This is a genomic window from Acetobacter sp., from assembly GCF_022483985.1.
Lineage (GTDB): Bacteria > Pseudomonadota > Alphaproteobacteria > Acetobacterales > Acetobacteraceae > Acetobacter.
Genome location: NZ_JAKVME010000002.1, coordinates 472,712 through 488,607, shown reverse-complemented (window position 1 = coordinate 488,607; position 15,896 = coordinate 472,712). Strand labels below are relative to the sequence as shown.

Below are 15,896 nucleotides of genomic sequence, written 5' to 3'. Positions count from 1 at the left end.
CCCCGACACTCAATTCAGTTCTGAACCGGTTCCGCAAATGCCGCAATTTCAGCACGCAGCTCCGGGATACCAAGCCCCGTCTGGCTGCTCGTCCGCAAAACCAGAGGATGAGCGGCAGGATGACGGCTCACCTCGGCTACAACCTCCCGGTAGCGGGCTTCCTCGGCTTTCGGTTTCACATCATCGCATTTCGTCAGCACGACCTGAAAATTGATGGCCGCCTTATCGAACATGTCCATCACATCACGGTCAGATGCTTTCGTCTCGATCCGTGCATCCAGCAGCAGGATCACACGCCGCAGATTGGGACGACCGCGGAGATAATCGAACATCATCCCCTGCCAGTCTTCCTTCACCGCCTTGGCCGCCTTGGCGAAGCCATAGCCCGGCATATCGACCAGCACGAGCTGCCCATCAAGATCGAAGAAATTGAGCTGCTTCGTCCGTCCCGGCTCCGAGGAAGCCCGGGCAAGGCTTTTTCGTCCCGTCAGTGCGTTGATCAGGCTCGATTTACCGACGTTGGACCGACCGGCGAATGCGATTTCCGGCGCGGCCGGGTCGGGCAACTGACCAATCTGCTGCGCGCCATAGAAAAACTCGCACGGACCGGCGAACAGGAGTCGTCCGGCCTCAAGCTGCTCGGGTGACAGCTTGAGAGAGGCAGAGAAATCCTGTTCACCAGCCATCGTTTCAGCCTTTCCTGCCGCGTGGCTTGGCAGGCGGAATGATCTCCGGCTGGTTCTTCTTCCGGGCGTGAACCTTCATGATCGTGTACTGCTGCGCCATCGTCAGCAGGTTGTTCCAGCAATAATAGATCACAAGCCCCACCGGCTGCCGCGCCATGAAGAAGGTGAAGATAAACGGCATCATGATGAAGACAGGCTTCTGAGCCGGATCAACTGTTGCAGGGTTGATCTTTTGCATCAGCCAGATGGTGATGCCATAAAGGATCGGCCATGCACCGAGAAGCAGCCAGGATGAAACCAGCGTCGGATCAAAGGGCAGCAGACCGAACAGGTTGAAGATGTTGGTCGGGTCTGGTGCCGAGAGGTCATGAATCCAGCCAACGAACGGCGCATGACGCATCTCGATGGTGACGTAGAGCACCTTGTAGAGACACCAGAAGACCGGAGCCTGAATCAGCAGAGGGAGACAGCCGCTGGCCGGGTTCACGCCTTCGCTCTTGTAGAGCTGCATGACCTTCTGGTTCATCTGAACCGGATCGTCCTTGTAGCGCTCCCGCAGTTCTTTCATACGCGGCGCGATATCACGCATCGCGGCGGCTGAACGGAAGCCCTTGGACGCCAGCGGGAAGAACACAGCCTTGACGATCAGGGTGAAGGTCAGGAGCGCGAGGCCGAAGTTACCAAAGAACTGATAGAGCCAGTCCAGAACGAAGAAGACCGGGCGGGTCAGGAAAGCGAACCAGCCGAAATCCACCGCTTTCCAGAAATCCGGAATATTCATCTCATGCTGGTAGCGCTCAAGAAGACGGACCTCCTTGGCTCCCGCGAAGACGTGGGACGTCGTCTGGACTTCGGCGTTCGGCGCCGCCACCAGAGGCCCCCGTCCCGTGAACCCGACCTGATACGCGCCAGCAGGCGTATCAAAGCCATAGGTGCCAGAAACTTCTTCCTTCTGGTCCGGCACAACGGCCGCCAGCCAGTATTTATCGGTGATACCAGCCCATCCGCCCGTGCCAGCCTTCGACCATGAGACGAAGTTTGGTGCGGTCGAGCCTTCACGCAGCGACTTGTAGGATTCTTCGCCCAGACGACCATCGATGACCGAGATCGGGCCTTCATGCACCAGCATGCCGCCCGTTTCGACCGGTGTGTATCCACGGACCACGCGGGAGAACGGGACCAGTGACACCGGTGAACCTGTCGTATTCCGGACCTTCTGGGTGACCGTGAACATGTAGTCACGATCCACGGCAAGATCGATTTCAAACGTGACGCCTGCGCCGTTATCCCATGTCAGGACAACAGGCGCTTCGGAGCCAAGCTTGGGTGCGGCCGTCGTCCACAATGTGTGGGAGTCAGGAAGCTTGAGGGTCTGCCCCGGAGAACCATACCAGCCAAACTCGACATAGGTCGGTTCTTTCTCGTTCCGCGCTTCCAGCACACGAACGAGCGGGCTGTCAGGTCTGACAGTCTCATGGTAGCCGCGAAGAACCAGATCATCGAGGCGTGCGCCCCGGAGATTGACGGACCCCACCACATCCACGGCATCAATCGGCAGACGTGACGGCGCTTCGTCGCGATCCGTTACTTTCGGCTGATCGCTCTCTGTGGGAGGCGCCGTTACGGCAGTGGTTTTGCCCTGTATCGCCGATGAGGTTTTGTGTTCCTCCGGCATGAAATAGTCAAAACCGATCAGTACCAGCGCCGACAGAACGGTCGCCAATATTACACGTCTGATATCCATACCGACCGGCTGGCCTCTCTCACTTCGTGAAAACATCTCCGGACAACCAGCGTGGCGCCCGACACAATCAGCGGTATCTCATAGCGGAATTGCGCCCGATTGCCAGATGCTCAGGCAAACTATGTTCGGATTTTGACCGAATCCCGGGCCTGCGCTGGAGGAGGAACCGGATCATACCCTCCAGCGGTCCACGGATTGCAGCGCACAATCCGTCTGAAAGTGAGCCAAAGCCCCCTGAATGGGCCGTGCATCCGCACGGCCTCTACACCGTAACAGCTACAGGAAGGATGGAAACGGCAGTTCAGCCCCATAACGGGCCTCATGGCAATCTGCCAGAAGCGCATACAGGCAATAATCGCGCTGGAAAGCAGCCCTTTCCCGCCGGATATCATGAAAGAGCGTCTGTTTTCCGGAGAGCCTTGCGGAGATCTTCAACAAGATCAGGAAAAGCCCGACGCCCGGTGCCGTCACGGCCGATCAGAACAAGATCGACACCGCTGAGAGGAGTTTCACGCTCCACGACGAGCAAAGCTTCCTTCAGACGTCTGCGGGCGCGATTGCGGACAACCGAGTTGCCGACTTTTTTGGTGACGGTAAAACCGACGCGGGCAACTTCGTCGTCATCCCGACGAAGTGCCTGAAGAACGAGGCCCGGCATTGGCGCTTTGCGGGCTTTTGCCGCGACAGCCAGAAATTGGGGCCGCTTCTTCAGACGGATCGAGCGCTGCTGCATCAGCATATCCTCAGCGCTGATCCGTCAGAGATGACCTGAGCCAGAAGCCTCAGGCTGAAAGGCGCTTGCGGCCCTTGGAGCGACGGTTGGCCAGAACGCGGCGTCCGCCGACTGTCTCGCTGCGTGCACGGAAACCGTGGCGGCGCTTACGGACCAGCTTGGAAGGTTGATACGTGCGCTTCACGGCGGCACTCCCTTAAAATTCTCAGACTCGATTTCGTAAAAGACAACACCGGAGTCATTCCGTGCCTTGTCTGGATCGCGGGCTTATAGTCATGTGAGGCTGTAACGTCAACATGATACAGCGGGTGCTTACGGTCCGACTCTGACCGGTTTCCCGTCAGGAGTCAGAATTGCCCCGCTCCCTTCCCGCCCTTTCCGTTTTTCTGCTGGTGCTCGCCTGTGGTCTCGTTCCCCTGTTCGTGCCCTTGCCACTCGCCGCGCGGATTCTCCTGAGCTTCGCAGGGGCTTTGATCGCAACAGGCGCCTTGCTCTGCCTGTCCTCACCGCCTGCCGCCAGCGCATCAGCCAGTGAAAAAACCACTCAGACGGCGCCGGAAATCTCTCACCAGCTTCGCCACGATCTGAGGGGGATGATCTCTCCCGCCATGTTGGCTGCCGATCAGCTTTCCCTCAGCACGGATGAAGCCACCCGCACCAGAGCCGGACAGATTCTTACCGCTCTTGATCGTATGACAGAACGTCTGAGAACAACGAAAACCTGACTATTGAGCCAGTTCGGTCTTCTGGATGAGCTCAATCTTGTAGCCATCCGGATCTTCCACGAAGGCAATCACTGATGTACCGAACTTCACTGGTCCCGCTTCACGCGTGACTTTGCCGCCGCCGGCCCGGACGGTTTCAACAGCCGCAGCCACATCAGGAACGCCAATGGCGAGATGACCGAAGCCGGTGCCGACATCATAGCCCGCATCCTCACCCCAGTTATAGGTCAGTTCCACTTCGGCCTGACCTTCCGCGTTGCTTGCGAAACCGATGAACGCCAGAGTGTATTTCCCTTCAGGCACGTCCCGCCTGCGGAGTTCATGCATCCCCAGCAGTCTGTAGAACGCCAGACTGGCCTCAAGATTTTTCGTGCGGATCATGGTGTGCAGATAAGTGCCCATGCTCGGTGCTCCTGCCGGTAAAAGTCTTCTTCTCCAGACCGCCCGATGCCGGACGTGACCATTTCATCGCAGGACAAGGAAACGGGCTATCCGGAATTTTTCCAGTCCAAGATAGAGAATATAAGAACCTGCCACACCAAACAGGGTGCCGCAAATCAATGCGAGGGGAACCGAGTTGACATGCATCTGATGCAGCATCCGTGGCACCAGTGCCAGCACGAGAATGTGCAACAGATAAATAGCGAGCGACGCCTGCCCCAATCGCGCCAATCCGGATGCAATAAAAGGCAGGGAAGGCATCAGCATAAGCGCACGACTGAGACATGCCAGACCCAGCAGTCCAGACAGAGCCACAGGCAACATGATGAACTGGACGGGTCGCCCCGCCTGCGCCTCGAACATCGCATAGGCGAGCAGGACATAAGCCACCAGAAATCCTGCGGCCCATGCACCCGGTTTTCTGATGGGTGGCAGCAGGGCAGGCAAACCTCTCTCAGCCAGCAGAAGTCCTATGTAAAAAAATGGTGCCTGAACAACACCATCCATCACGATCCCGGGCAATATACCGGAGGGAACAAGAAACACGGCAAAATCAGCCGTGAGACTGAGCGCCAGAGCGATGGTTGGACGACGCCACAACAGAACAGCACCCATCTGCATGAAAAACAGCGCATAAAGAAACCAGAGCACACTGATTGGCTTCCAACCGATCGTCAGAAGTTGATACCAAGTCACCATATGGTTCACATGAGTCAACGACGACATTAAATGCCCAACAATACAATAAATAAATGACCACACGACATATGGCCACACTATATTTTTAAATCTACTCTGTGAAAATTTTAATTCTTTTCTTTTATTCAATGAAATAAACGTGAAATACCCTGAAAGCAGAAAAAATACAGGCATATGCACTGCATAGATAACGAAGTCGAGAAACTGTAAACTCGTGGGCACAATACCCCTCGCTTCTATCTGACCTCGATTTGCATGTCCCAAGACCACCAGAATGATGGCGATTCCACGGATGATATCGACAGATACATCGCGACCGACAGGGCTTGAAATCATTTTAGATGAATTCTGGGACAAGACCACCTGACCTTCAATAAAAATTTCAACGTATATTATGTATTGCGCTACATTATAACAAAAAAAATACTCAATAAATATATTTATTCTTTATATATACCATAATTTAAAACGGGAACAAACAGTATCACCAGATAATCGGATTACCGAATTCAAACACCAAACAGAAACAAACCCGCCTCATCCGCCGCTGCAACACAGGCTTCCGGGTTCGTCAGCAGGGTCGCGCCAGCCTCGAAGGCCACCCCGACAAGCCGCGCCTGCGCCGCTTCTTCAATCGTTTTCGGACCGATCGTCGGCATATCAGCCCGACGCTCCTGCCCAGGTTTGCAGAGTTTTATCAGAACCCCGCCCTCACCGGGCTGGCGACACTGACCTGCGCGCTTCAACATGGCGTCGGTACCTTCCATGGCTTCGACAGCCAGCACCACGCCATTCTGAACGACACATCCCTGCCCGATATCCAGCCTGCCCAATTCCCGGACCACTTCAACGCCGCGTTCAATATCGGCGCGGGCCATATCATCAGGCTCATGACGGCCGAGAGCGCCACCAGATCCCAATGACTGCGACAGGAACTCATGCGCCCCACGGACAGTGAAGCCTTCCTCTCCAAGAATTCTGACAAGCGCTCCCAGCAACCCGTCATCACCGGAGAAGAGCGCCCGGCCGAGTCGGGCGAGAATACGCGCTCCATCCGCATCAGGACGAAGATCGCGAAAGGACGGTCGCCGGACGGGGCCGATCAGAACGATGTCGCGACAGTCATGCCTGCGAAGCTCGGAAAGGATTACACCCGCTGCCGCGAGGCGCACATAGGCATGTGGCCAAGGTTCAACGACGGCAGGTTCAGCGAAATCCTGAAAGGCGACAATGAAAACATCCCGACCCTGAGCGGCAGCGGCGGCGGCCACCTGCCCCGGCAACGGACCACCTCCGGCAAGAATGCCAACGCAACGTCGCGATGCGTCAGAGCCACTCACCGCCCGTCGCCTTAACCGGCTTCCGTTTCGCTTGTGGAAAAATCACTCGTTGCAATACGCACAAGCCCACGACGGGAGGGGGCGTCGATAAACGCCAGAATCTCAGCAATACGAGGATCATCCGAGAACTGCGCCCTGACCTGCTCAAGCCTGGCTGCAAAAACATCGCCCTGACCGTCCCGCGGATACAGCAGCCGGAACGCCTGACGCATCCGATGGCGTTCTTCCAGCATCACGCCATTACGGCGTAACCATATCCAGTGCAGTCCGACCAGACGCGCCCGGTTTCCCAGCACGCTGCCATAGGGAATGACATCCGCTTCAACGCCCGCAACGCCGCCGACCAGCGCCGCACGACCGATCCGGACAAACTGGTGAATCGCCGCCGAACCCATCACGCGGGCATCATCCGCGATGAAGACATGCCCGCCCATAACCACATTGTTGACAATGATCACACGGTCGCCAAGCGTGCAGTCATGAGCCACATGGGCGTTGGCCATGATCAGGCAGTCAGAACCCACGCGGGTCAGGCCGCTTCCCGTGGCGGTGCCCCGGTGGATCGTGACGTGTTCACGCACAACCGTACGGGCGCCGATCTCGCAGCGCGTCGGCTCTCCGTTATATTTCAGGTCCTGAGGCGCCAGCCCGACTGTCGTAAACGGATAGTAACGCGAGTGTTCACCGAGGCGTGTATGGCCGTCCACCACGACATTGGCCACCATCTCCACGCCGTCTCCGACCTCGACATCCGGACCGATCGAACACCACGGACCAATCCGCACGCCCTTGCCCAGCTTTGCTTCCGGAGCGATGATCGCCGTGGGATGGATGCCTTCGGGAAACGACTCCAGCCCCCGGGAGAGGCCTGCTTCCTTAATTTTCATCGCTTCAGCCAGAGCTGCCTCCATTGCCGCCGTTTCCCGTATCCACGTCAATTACGGCAATTCGTGGACCGGCAGAATCACAATCAGGAACATCTGCCTCCAAACGGAAGTCAGACATCCCGTATCGGCGCGCTCCTATTCCATAATCATGGCGCTGAAGGTGGCCTCGGCGACCGACACGCCGTCCACACGCGCCACACCCTTGAATTTCCAGACATTCGCCCGCTGGCGCTCTTTCACGACATGAATACGCAACTGATCACCCGGACCAACCGGACGGCGGAATTTCGCATTCTCGATGGTCATGAAATAAACCAGCTTACCCTCGAATGCCTTCCCCAGCGTCAGCACCACGAGAGTCGCCGCAGTCTGGGCCATAGCCTCGACAATCAGCACACCCGGCATGACCGGGCGCGCCGGGAAATGTCCCTGAAAAAAAGGCTCGTTGACGGAAACATTCTTCACGCCGACAGCCGATGCACCCAGTTCGACATCAACCATGCGGTCAATCAGCAGGAACGGATAGCGATGAGGAATCGCTTCCATGATCCGCATGATGTCCACGGCTTCAATATGGGTCGGCTCCTGTACGGGAGCCTGCGTTTCAGGTTTCTGATCCACGTCTCTCAAACCATTCCCAATGCGCTTGCTGCGCCAATTTCTGTCATTCGTCCCCGGCGCCGGGTTTCTTTGACAGTTTTCTCAACGTCGCCACATTCCGGAAAAACTCCCGGAACGGCATCGCCGGACTGCCGATGACATCCGCGCCAGCCTCAACATCCGACATGACGCCACATTGCGCGCCGATACGGGCTTTCGTGCCGATCCTGATATGTCCGATCAGACCAGCCTGCGCTGCGACCGTGACAAAATCACCCAGTTCGGTCGAGCCGGAGATACCGGCCTGCGACACCACGATGCAGCACTTGCCCAGACGGGTGTTGTGGCCAATCTGAACAAGATTGTCGAGCCGGGAACCGGCGCCGATCACCGTGTCCTGCACCGAACCGCGATCAATTGTCGAATTCGCCCCGATCTCCACATCATGCTCAAGCACGACGCGTCCAAGCTGCGGCACACTTTCAAAACCTGCGGGACCGACCGCAAAACCGAACCCATCCTGCCCGATACGGACTCCCGGAAACAGAGTGACCCTGTCGCCAAGCGTGGCGTGCGACACCACGACCTGAGCCCCGATCCGGCAATCCCTGCCGATGGTTACCCCATCGCCAATCACAGTATGAGGACCGATAATGGTTGCCTCTCCGATTTCCACGCCGTTTCCGATGACCACGAAAGGTCCGATTTCACAGGAAGCGGGAACGATCGCTCCTTCTCCGATGACGGCGCTCGCATGACGACCCGGTTTCGCCGGAGGCGCCGGATGGAACATCCGTGCAACGCGTGACCAGGCAAGATAAGGACTGGAAGAAACAATTGCCGCGCTGGTCGGAGGCACACGCTTCGCAAAAGCAGGCGCCACAATGATCAGGCCAGCGGCAGTTGCGTCAAGCAGCGGCGCATAGCGCCGGTTATCGAGAAAGCTGACTTCGGTGGCACCTGCTGACTGAAGAGGGCCAATCCCGACATAGCGTCGTCCCGCCTCGGCGCCTTCGCGAGGAGGAATAAACTCCCCCTCTGCCGCCTCGGCCAGTTCCTCACCTGAAAAAGGACCACTGCGGGTGAAGAAGCGGGCGTTGGCCACGCCCGCCGTCCCTTGATCACCCAGCACAGTGTCAGGAGAACGCACCATGATGTCAGACCACCCTCTGTCCGGTCACTTCTGCGCCGGAGCCTGAGCGGGTGCGGGTGATGCCGCCTGACTGACCGTTGGCGCCGGACCAGGCGGAGGTGAAGCCGTCGTCGGCATCTTACCGGATTTGGCCAGAACTTCCGGATCTTCGTTTGCAGCCGGGATATAGACGGTCGGCAGAACCACGTTCAGTTGCTTGGCGACCTCGTTGGTGATGTCCTGACCGTCCACATGCAGGGCGACCTGCTCGCTATGCAGGACAAGATTCATCCCGTGGCTGCCCGCAACCTGCTGGATCACCTGCACAAGCTCGCGCTCGATCTGTCCCAGAGCCACCTGAGCGGCTTCCTGAATGACGCGGTTACGGTCACGGAACTGACGCTGCGCCCGCATGACTTTCGACTGTAGAGCACGCTCCTGCGACTGGATCTGATCAGCCGTCATGCTCTTGGCGTTGCTTTGCAGCTTCTGCTGCTCTTCACGCCAGCCAGCCTGCGCGTGCTGTGCGTCACGCGCCAGTTCGTCACGACGACCGCCCAGTTCACGCTCGACCTGCTGCCCGGCCAGAGACTGGCGCATGACGTCTGCAACGCTGATCATGCCGATAACGGATGTCGGCGGAGGCGCGGCTTTCGGCAGTCCCGGAGCCGGAGGAATGGCTGGCTGCGGCAGAACCGGCGGCGGACGGGATGAATTGTCCGCTTCGTCACCGCTGCCGTCATCTTCAGCAGGCTGCGGCATCGGGCGGCTGGCGTGGGACGGCACATGAGCCGGAGGAGGAGCTACAGGGTGCGCCGCCTTCGGCACGAACCATCCACCGCCACCAGCCGTCTGGGCGAATGCATCGCCGGAGACCATTCCACCGGCGACAAGCAGCATCGAAGAGGCCAGAACAGCGGCCCGTGAGAAACGAATCATCATCACCTCAGAATTGCTGGCCGAAGCCAAAGCGCAGAAGCTGCGTACGGTCATTGTGGCTGCGACGGATCGGCACGCCGCAATCGATATTCAACAGACCGAACGGACTTTTCCAGGAAAAACCAGCGCCGGCACTGATGCGGGGCGTCAGGCTGTCGCCACTTACGCCCTGATAAAAGGAGCCATCCTTCTCCGGGTTGGTCAGGCGACGACGAACACGCAGACCCGCCAGACTGCCGGTATCAACAAAGGCGCGGCCACGAAGCCCCATGGAAGACGCATAGGGGATCGGGAAATGAACCGTCATCGACCCTGTATAGATGAAGCGACCACCCAGCATATCCTCGCCAGCGCGGTTCGCACCCGGCGGCGTATCCTGACCAATGGCACGGGGTCCAACGCCACCATCCCAGAAGCCGCGCAGATTGTTACCACCGAGATAGAAATTGTCGATGATCCAGTCCTTGCTATGTCCCCAGTCGGTCATGAAGCCGGTGCCTGCCTTGAACTCGATAGTCCAGTCATGATTGTTCATGAGGTCATCAAGCGGCAGATAGTAGGCGGCGTCGAACTTGCCACGCAGATAGCGGGCATTGCCGCCAAGACCGGCCACATCGCCACCCAGACGCAGGATGAAGCCCTTGTGCGGCAGCATACGACGGTCACGGGTGTCATACTGGATCGTGGTGCCAAGCTGTGAAAGCAGAGAATGGCCCTGATTATCAAGAATGTACTGAGAGGAATGGTCCCAGACACCTGAAACGCCACGTTCCATCAGCGAGTAGTTGAAGGACTGCGACAGATGGTTGGTATAGGCGTAGCCCATACGCAGGGTGATGCCGTAACGGCTTTCAGAATAGTTCTGATATGTCTGGTAATGGTTGTTGATGTAGAACAGGTCCGCACCAACAACGAGGTTGCGGTTCAGGAAGTAGGGATCCGTAATCGAGGCATCAACCTGACGCTGGTAGTAGGCCATCGTGCCGGAAATACCGGCGTCAACACCAGTGCCGAGCAGATTGTGCTGCTTCAGGCCGATATTACCGATCACACCCACGTCGGTCGAGTAACCGCCACCGAGAGAGAATTCACCCGTCGGCTTTTCCACGACACCGGTCGAGACATTGACCTTGTCCGGCGCGGAACCCTGTCCCTGACTGATCGTGACCGTCTTGAAGTAGCCCAGATCCTCAAGGGACTGCTTGGCGTATTTCTTCAGGACCGGCGTGTACGGGTCGCCTTCCGACATCGGCATCTGACGACGGATGACATTGTCACGCGTCACGGTATTGCCGTTGATATCCAGCCGCTCGACATACATCCGCGGCCCTTCGCTCACGTCAAACAGAAGATTGACGATTTGCTTTTCCGGGTTGCGGGCGATCTCGGGACGGACCATCGCGAACGGATAGCCTTCGCTCTGAAGGGTCTCCTCCATGTTGGTCACATTCTGCTGGACCGCGTTTCCGTCGTACCACTGGTTCGGGTAGACCTCGACATACTTACGCAGCTTCAGGGCTGGCATATGCCTGAGGCTGGAACGGATATCGATCTTGCCAAGACGGTAGCGCGGACCTTCCTTGATCGTGAAGGTCACGAAGAAGGATTTGCGGTCAGGCGACATTTCACCGGTCGCATTGACCATCTGGAAATCGACGAACCCGTTCGCGAGGTAGTAGCGACGCAGCAGTTCCGCATCATACCGCAACCGCTCCGGGTTATACTGGTCGGCGGAAGAGAAAAAGCGGTACCAGGCCGTTTCCTTGGAGGAGACCACACTGGCGAGCTGCGCTTCGCTGAAATGCCTGTTGCCGACAAACGCAATGCGCTTGATCAGTGTCTGGGGGCCTTCGTTCACCTGAAAGACCACATCAACACGGTTATGGGCCAGCTTGATCAACTGGGGCGTTACATCAGCGCCATAACGGGCTTTCTGGGCGTAGACCTCAAGAATCTTCTGCCGATCGGACGTTGCCGACTCAGCCGTGAAAACCGCACGGGGACGCAGGCCGATCACCTTGCGAAGATCTTCATCCTTCGCCGCATGATTGCCTTCAAAGACGATCCGGTTGACGATCGGATTTTCGACCACCTGCACCTGAAGGACGCTACCGGAGCGATGCAGCGTCACATCCTTGAACAGACCTGTCGCGTAGAGCGTCTTCAGCGAACGGTCGAGATCGTCCTGATTGAAGGTGTCGCCCGGACGCGCGACCATGTAGGACAGGACCGTGCTGGTCTCGATACGGTCATTACCGCGGACCTCGATCTCCTCGATACGTTGATTGCGGGAGACCACATCATCGCCGACAGTCTGCCGCGGCGCCGCCGAATGCTGATGCACCGGCATGAACTGGGCGGAAGCCTTCTGGGAAAACAGGGCGGGCAGCAGGCACACCGATGCAAGCAGAGCCGAACGTTTACTCTTCAACACCAGCACCCTTTCCGTCCTGAATTGTCACCATCAAGGCAGCCTTTCCGAACTGTCACTTTCAGGGAAACAGGAACCGGCGCGACCGGCGCGGTTTCCTCCCCTGGGACGCAGCTTTGCGTCCATCATGGGACTATCCGAACTTCTGGTCATCCCGCAAGCCGGAGAAGCCGGTTTTCCGCATTATGCAAAAGGTTTTTTTAACAAACCCCGCTGGCGAGACACCGAAAGCGTCCCGACGGCTGTCCCGGCAGGCCGTCCCGTGGAGCCACCTCACCCCGCCAGCGAGGACAGCCACCTGAAAAGACCGAAGCGCGAAAGATCGTTGAAGGTGGAAAACAGGAACAGTCCCGCCAGCAGCGCGAAGCCCGCCTGAAACCCCAGTTCCTGTATCTTTTTCGGCACGGGCCGGCCCCGAATCGCTTCCACCAGATAGAACACCAGACGGCCTCCATCCAGAATCGGCACCGGGAACAGGTTGATCAGCCCCAGATTGACCGAAAGCAGCGCCATGAAGGAGAGCAGGCTGGCAAAGCCATACTGCGCCACCTGTCCGGACATCTGCGCGATCCGCAACGGTCCACCGAGATCCCGGGCCGTGTGCTGACCAGTGATGATCTGGACCAGCCCGTCCAGCGTCTGAACGGTCGTCATCCAGGTCGCTTTCGCCCCGCTGACGACCGCCGTCGGGAAGGACTGTGGTTCGCCGGGCGTCGAGGCGAACTCGATACCCAACTGGCCGATGGGCTTCGCCTTCGCCGAAGTTCCCGCCACTTCTCCCAGCGTCACCGGCAGGATCATATCCTCAGCGCCGCGCCTGATATGAATGGTCGTCTGCTGCCCCGGCTCGGAAGCGACCTGCTTCTGGATCGCGGCGACGTCAGAACTGCCCAGATCACCCAGCCCGAGAATCTTGTCGCCAACCTTCAGACCGGCGGTCGCGGCGGCGCTCCCGGCCTTTACATCGGCGACTTCATTGCGGGGAATGGGCTGGCCGCAGGTTGCGAACAGCAGCACGAACAGCACAAACGCCAGCACGAAATTGAAGACCGGCCCGGCGAGAATGATGATGGCCCGCGACAGGACCGGCTTGTCATGGAAGGTCCGCCCCGTCTCCCAAGCCGCCTTCTGCTCGTCCGTCGCTTCATCGGGGCCTTCGAAACCATGCGGTTTAACGAACCCGCCCAACGGGATCGGTCCGACACGCCACTCGGTCCCGGCCTTGTCCGTCCAGCGGACCAGCGGCGGCCCGAAGCCGATGGAGAACGTCTCGACCTTCACCCCGCGCCAGCGTGCGGCGAGGTAATGACCGAGTTCATGGATGAAGACCAGAACGCCAAGGACGACGCAGAATGCGAGGATCGTCCGGATCAGGTCATGCATGGGTCATACTCCTTTGCACACGCAGCGTGGTGTGGGATTCATGGCGGCTCAGGCAGCCCGCTTCAGGACACGCTCTTCCGCGGCACGTCGCGCCTGCGCATCCCAGTGCAGGACAGCGTCCAGATCATTGATCGCCGGAGCGCCCAGAGCCGTCATGACCGCCTCGACAATCCGGGGAATATCGAGAAAGCCGATACGGTTGTTCAGGAAAGCGTCAACAGCCACTTCGTTTGCGGCGGAGAGAATCGTGGATGCCGCTCCACCCTCACGCAGCGCCTGTCGCGCAAGACGAAGGGCCGGAAAGCGCACAGGGTCCGGCGCCTCGAAAACCAGTGTTCCAAAAGCCGCCAGATCGAGACGGGACGAGGTCGTCGCCATGCGCTTCGGCCAGGCAAGGCAATGCGCGATGGGGATACGCATGTCGGCGGAACCCATCTGGGCGATCAGGCTGCCATCCGTGTACTGCACCATACCATGCACAACCGACTGCGGATGCACCAGCACGTCAATGCGGTCTTCGGTCAGACCGAAAATCCGGGCGGCTTCGATGACTTCCAGACCTTTGTTGAACATGGAGGCGGAATCGATGCTGATTTTCGCCCCCATGCTCCATGTCGGATGCTTGAGCGCCTGCGCGGGCGACGCCGCCTCCATCTGCTCCAGCGTCGCCGTGCGGAACGGCCCGCCGGACGCGGTCAGAATGATCTTCTCGACCTGATCAGCCTGTCGGTCAGCCATGGCCTGAAAGACAGCGTTATGTTCGGAATCGACGGGCAGCAATGTCGCACCGGCGTCCTTGACGGCGCGCAGCATGACATCGCCCGCGCAGACCAGCGCTTCCTTGTTGGCCAGCGCCACGGTGCGACCATTCCTGACGGCGGCAAGGGTCGGCTCCAGACCGGCGGCTCCCGTGATCGCCGCCATGGTCCAGTCGGCGGGCACGCCAGCGGCCTCGATTACAGCCGCACGACCGCCACTGATTTTTACATCGGTTCCGGCAAGCAGGGATTTCAGTTCCGGCAGCAGCGTCTCATCGGCGATTACGGCCTGTTCCGCACGCAGCGCTTTCGCCTGCTCGGCCAGCAGGGTGGCGTTCCGGCCACCGACCAGCACCCGCACCGCCACATCGTCGCCCGACTGATGCAACAGATCGACCGTCGAGCAGCCGATGCTTCCCGTGCATCCCAGAACCGTTACTGTCTTCATCACCGTTACATCCTACCCGCTTTATCCCGAAAAAACGACAGCACCCCACAGCGAAGCCCCGTCATGCTTCCGTCAGCGCCCCATCATTCTCATCAGGGCGACCAGAATATCGTCCGCCCCGACAGTCCAGAAACCCGCGCCATGCCGCGCCGCCAGAGACAGCAACGCTGCTAGCGGCGCGACCGCCAGCAGCGCATCGAAACGATCGAGCAGCCCACCATGGCCCGGCAGCAACGTGCCGGAATCCTTCACACCGCGCCGGCGTTTCACGGCGCTCTCGATCAGGTCGCCTGTCTGCGCCACCACACCCAGCAACACAGCCCACACCGCGCTCCGGAACAGCACTACAGACAGCGGCAGACCACCATTCTTCCCGGCAAGCCACGCCAGCACCACGCCAATCAGCATGGCGCCGACGAGACCACCCACAGCGCCTGAACGCGTTTTTCCGGGAGAAATGGACGGCGCCAGCTTCGGGCCACCGACAAGACGCCCCACCAGATAGGCCGAGGAATCACTGGCCACGACCAGAGCGATAACGAACACCACCGACCATATGCCGGTATCGACACCGAGGCGCAGCCACAACAGCGAAGCGCCCGCCGCGCCAATGATCGCATTGCCGCACCACAGGGCCGGGCCGAATATGAAAGCGCTCATGGGGAAGGCGGCAAGCTGCGTCCAGCGTCCGCTATAGGCCACGATCCCCGCACATAAGGCCCAGCCGAGATACAGCACGCCACGCCATGACCGCGTCGACAGCCCGAACAGTCCGGCCATCTCCGACGCCAGCCCGCACATGGTCAGAATGATGAGACCACCATAGATCACGCCCCCCGCCCCGATCGCCGTCGCGGCCACGATGATGAGCACCGCTGCGGATATGAGGCGCGGCCTGAGATCCTGCCAGTTCGAGCCTCTGGCGGTCACGGCCGGTTGAGGGGCGGGCC

The 15,896-nt window shown here is 59.0% G+C and carries 17 protein-coding genes; 1 reads left to right on the top strand and 16 read right to left on the bottom strand.

Going from position 1 to position 15,896, the window contains the following annotated elements; translation table 11 throughout:
- Positions 1–14: 14 nt before the first annotated feature.
- The 5 genes from yihA to rpmH all read right to left on the bottom strand — a co-directional run bounded on the left by yihA (position 15) and on the right by rpmH (position 3,347).
- Positions 15–686: a ribosome biogenesis GTP-binding protein YihA/YsxC gene (gene yihA / locus LKE90_RS13890; protein ID WP_291491860.1), complete on the bottom strand. Its 672-nt coding sequence runs from the start codon at positions 684–686 to the stop codon at positions 15–17.
- Between the two features lie 4 nt (positions 687–690).
- Entirely contained in the window at positions 691–2,430 is a 1,740-nt protein-coding gene (gene yidC, locus LKE90_RS13885) for a membrane protein insertase YidC (RefSeq protein ID WP_291491861.1), read from the bottom strand.
- Between the two features lie 119 nt (positions 2,431–2,549).
- Complete coding sequence (yidD, locus tag LKE90_RS13880) at positions 2,550–2,822, bottom strand: membrane protein insertion efficiency factor YidD (RefSeq protein WP_291491864.1); 273 nt, start codon at positions 2,820–2,822, stop codon at positions 2,550–2,552.
- Positions 2,819–3,163 (bottom strand): ribonuclease P protein component, encoded by a 345-nt coding sequence (gene rnpA, locus LKE90_RS13875; RefSeq protein WP_291491865.1) that lies wholly within the window; start codon positions 3,161–3,163, stop codon positions 2,819–2,821. The genes yidD and rnpA overlap by 4 nt, the downstream gene beginning before the upstream one ends.
- 49 nt (positions 3,164–3,212) lie before the next feature.
- Positions 3,213–3,347 (bottom strand): 50S ribosomal protein L34, encoded by a 135-nt coding sequence (gene rpmH / locus LKE90_RS13870; RefSeq protein WP_291491866.1) that lies wholly within the window; start codon positions 3,345–3,347, stop codon positions 3,213–3,215.
- A gap of 169 nt (positions 3,348–3,516) precedes the next feature.
- Between rpmH and LKE90_RS13865 the strand changes: the two genes are divergently transcribed.
- A complete protein-coding gene (locus LKE90_RS13865; RefSeq protein ID WP_291491867.1) occupies positions 3,517–3,888 on the top strand; it encodes a hypothetical protein in 372 nt (123 codons plus the stop codon).
- On the opposite strand, the gene gloA is transcribed toward LKE90_RS13865, so the two are convergent.
- From gloA to LKE90_RS13810, 11 genes are all read right to left on the bottom strand, one after another.
- Entirely contained in the window at positions 3,889–4,290 is a 402-nt protein-coding gene (gene gloA, locus LKE90_RS13860; RefSeq protein ID WP_291491868.1) for a lactoylglutathione lyase, read from the bottom strand.
- Positions 4,291–4,353: 63 nt separating this feature from the next.
- The gene (locus tag LKE90_RS13855) at positions 4,354–5,364 is read right to left on the bottom strand and encodes an acyltransferase family protein (RefSeq protein WP_291491869.1); all 1,011 of its coding nucleotides are present in this window, start codon (positions 5,362–5,364) and stop codon (positions 4,354–4,356) included.
- A gap of 173 nt (positions 5,365–5,537) precedes the next feature.
- Complete coding sequence (locus LKE90_RS13850; RefSeq protein WP_291491870.1) at positions 5,538–6,368, bottom strand: LpxI family protein; 831 nt, start codon at positions 6,366–6,368, stop codon at positions 5,538–5,540.
- Between the two features lie 11 nt (positions 6,369–6,379).
- Positions 6,380–7,255 (bottom strand): acyl-ACP--UDP-N-acetylglucosamine O-acyltransferase, encoded by an 876-nt coding sequence (gene lpxA, locus LKE90_RS13845; RefSeq protein WP_291492045.1) that lies wholly within the window; start codon positions 7,253–7,255, stop codon positions 6,380–6,382.
- A gap of 135 nt (positions 7,256–7,390) precedes the next feature.
- Complete coding sequence (fabZ, locus tag LKE90_RS13840; RefSeq protein WP_291491871.1) at positions 7,391–7,876, bottom strand: 3-hydroxyacyl-ACP dehydratase FabZ; 486 nt, start codon at positions 7,874–7,876, stop codon at positions 7,391–7,393.
- Positions 7,877–7,919: 43 nt separating this feature from the next.
- Entirely contained in the window at positions 7,920–9,008 is a 1,089-nt protein-coding gene (gene lpxD / locus LKE90_RS13835; RefSeq protein WP_291491872.1) for a UDP-3-O-(3-hydroxymyristoyl)glucosamine N-acyltransferase, read from the bottom strand.
- A gap of 24 nt (positions 9,009–9,032) precedes the next feature.
- Positions 9,033–9,926: an OmpH family outer membrane protein gene (locus LKE90_RS13830; protein WP_291492046.1), complete on the bottom strand. Its 894-nt coding sequence runs from the start codon at positions 9,924–9,926 to the stop codon at positions 9,033–9,035.
- A 7-nt stretch (positions 9,927–9,933) separates the two neighbouring features.
- A complete protein-coding gene (gene bamA / locus LKE90_RS13825; RefSeq protein WP_291491873.1) occupies positions 9,934–12,366 on the bottom strand; it encodes an outer membrane protein assembly factor BamA in 2,433 nt (810 codons plus the stop codon).
- A 264-nt stretch (positions 12,367–12,630) separates the two neighbouring features.
- Complete coding sequence (gene rseP, locus LKE90_RS13820) at positions 12,631–13,740, bottom strand: RIP metalloprotease RseP (protein WP_291491874.1); 1,110 nt, start codon at positions 13,738–13,740, stop codon at positions 12,631–12,633.
- Positions 13,741–13,788: 48 nt separating this feature from the next.
- A complete protein-coding gene (gene dxr / locus LKE90_RS13815) occupies positions 13,789–14,946 on the bottom strand; it encodes a 1-deoxy-D-xylulose-5-phosphate reductoisomerase (RefSeq protein ID WP_291492047.1) in 1,158 nt (385 codons plus the stop codon).
- Positions 14,947–15,018: 72 nt separating this feature from the next.
- Positions 15,019–15,876: a phosphatidate cytidylyltransferase gene (locus LKE90_RS13810; protein WP_291492048.1), complete on the bottom strand. Its 858-nt coding sequence runs from the start codon at positions 15,874–15,876 to the stop codon at positions 15,019–15,021.
- Positions 15,877–15,896 lie beyond the last annotated feature (20 nt).

What these genes read in the sequence shown, in the direction of transcription:
- lpxA (WP_291492045.1), bottom strand. Translation starts at nt 7,255, where the DNA reads ATGAAAATTAAGGAAGCAGGCCTCTCCCGGGGGCTGGAGTCGTTTCCC.
- rseP (WP_291491874.1), bottom strand. Translation starts at nt 13,740, where the DNA reads ATGCATGACCTGATCCGGACGATCCTCGCATTCTGCGTCGTCCTTGGC.
- lpxD (WP_291491872.1), bottom strand. Translation starts at nt 9,008, where the DNA reads ATGGTGCGTTCTCCTGACACTGTGCTGGGTGATCAAGGGACGGCGGGC.
- yihA (WP_291491860.1), bottom strand. Translation starts at nt 686, where the DNA reads ATGGCTGGTGAACAGGATTTCTCTGCCTCTCTCAAGCTGTCACCCGAG.
- rnpA (WP_291491865.1), bottom strand. Translation starts at nt 3,163, where the DNA reads ATGCAGCAGCGCTCGATCCGTCTGAAGAAGCGGCCCCAATTTCTGGCT.
- LKE90_RS13855 (WP_291491869.1), bottom strand. Translation starts at nt 5,364, where the DNA reads ATGATTTCAAGCCCTGTCGGTCGCGATGTATCTGTCGATATCATCCGT.
- yidC (WP_291491861.1), bottom strand. Translation starts at nt 2,430, where the DNA reads ATGGATATCAGACGTGTAATATTGGCGACCGTTCTGTCGGCGCTGGTA.
- gloA (WP_291491868.1), bottom strand. Translation starts at nt 4,290, where the DNA reads ATGGGCACTTATCTGCACACCATGATCCGCACGAAAAATCTTGAGGCC.
- LKE90_RS13830 (WP_291492046.1), bottom strand. Translation starts at nt 9,926, where the DNA reads ATGATTCGTTTCTCACGGGCCGCTGTTCTGGCCTCTTCGATGCTGCTT.
- yidD (WP_291491864.1), bottom strand. Translation starts at nt 2,822, where the DNA reads ATGATATCCGGCGGGAAAGGGCTGCTTTCCAGCGCGATTATTGCCTGT.
- dxr (WP_291492047.1), bottom strand. Translation starts at nt 14,946, where the DNA reads ATGAAGACAGTAACGGTTCTGGGATGCACGGGAAGCATCGGCTGCTCG.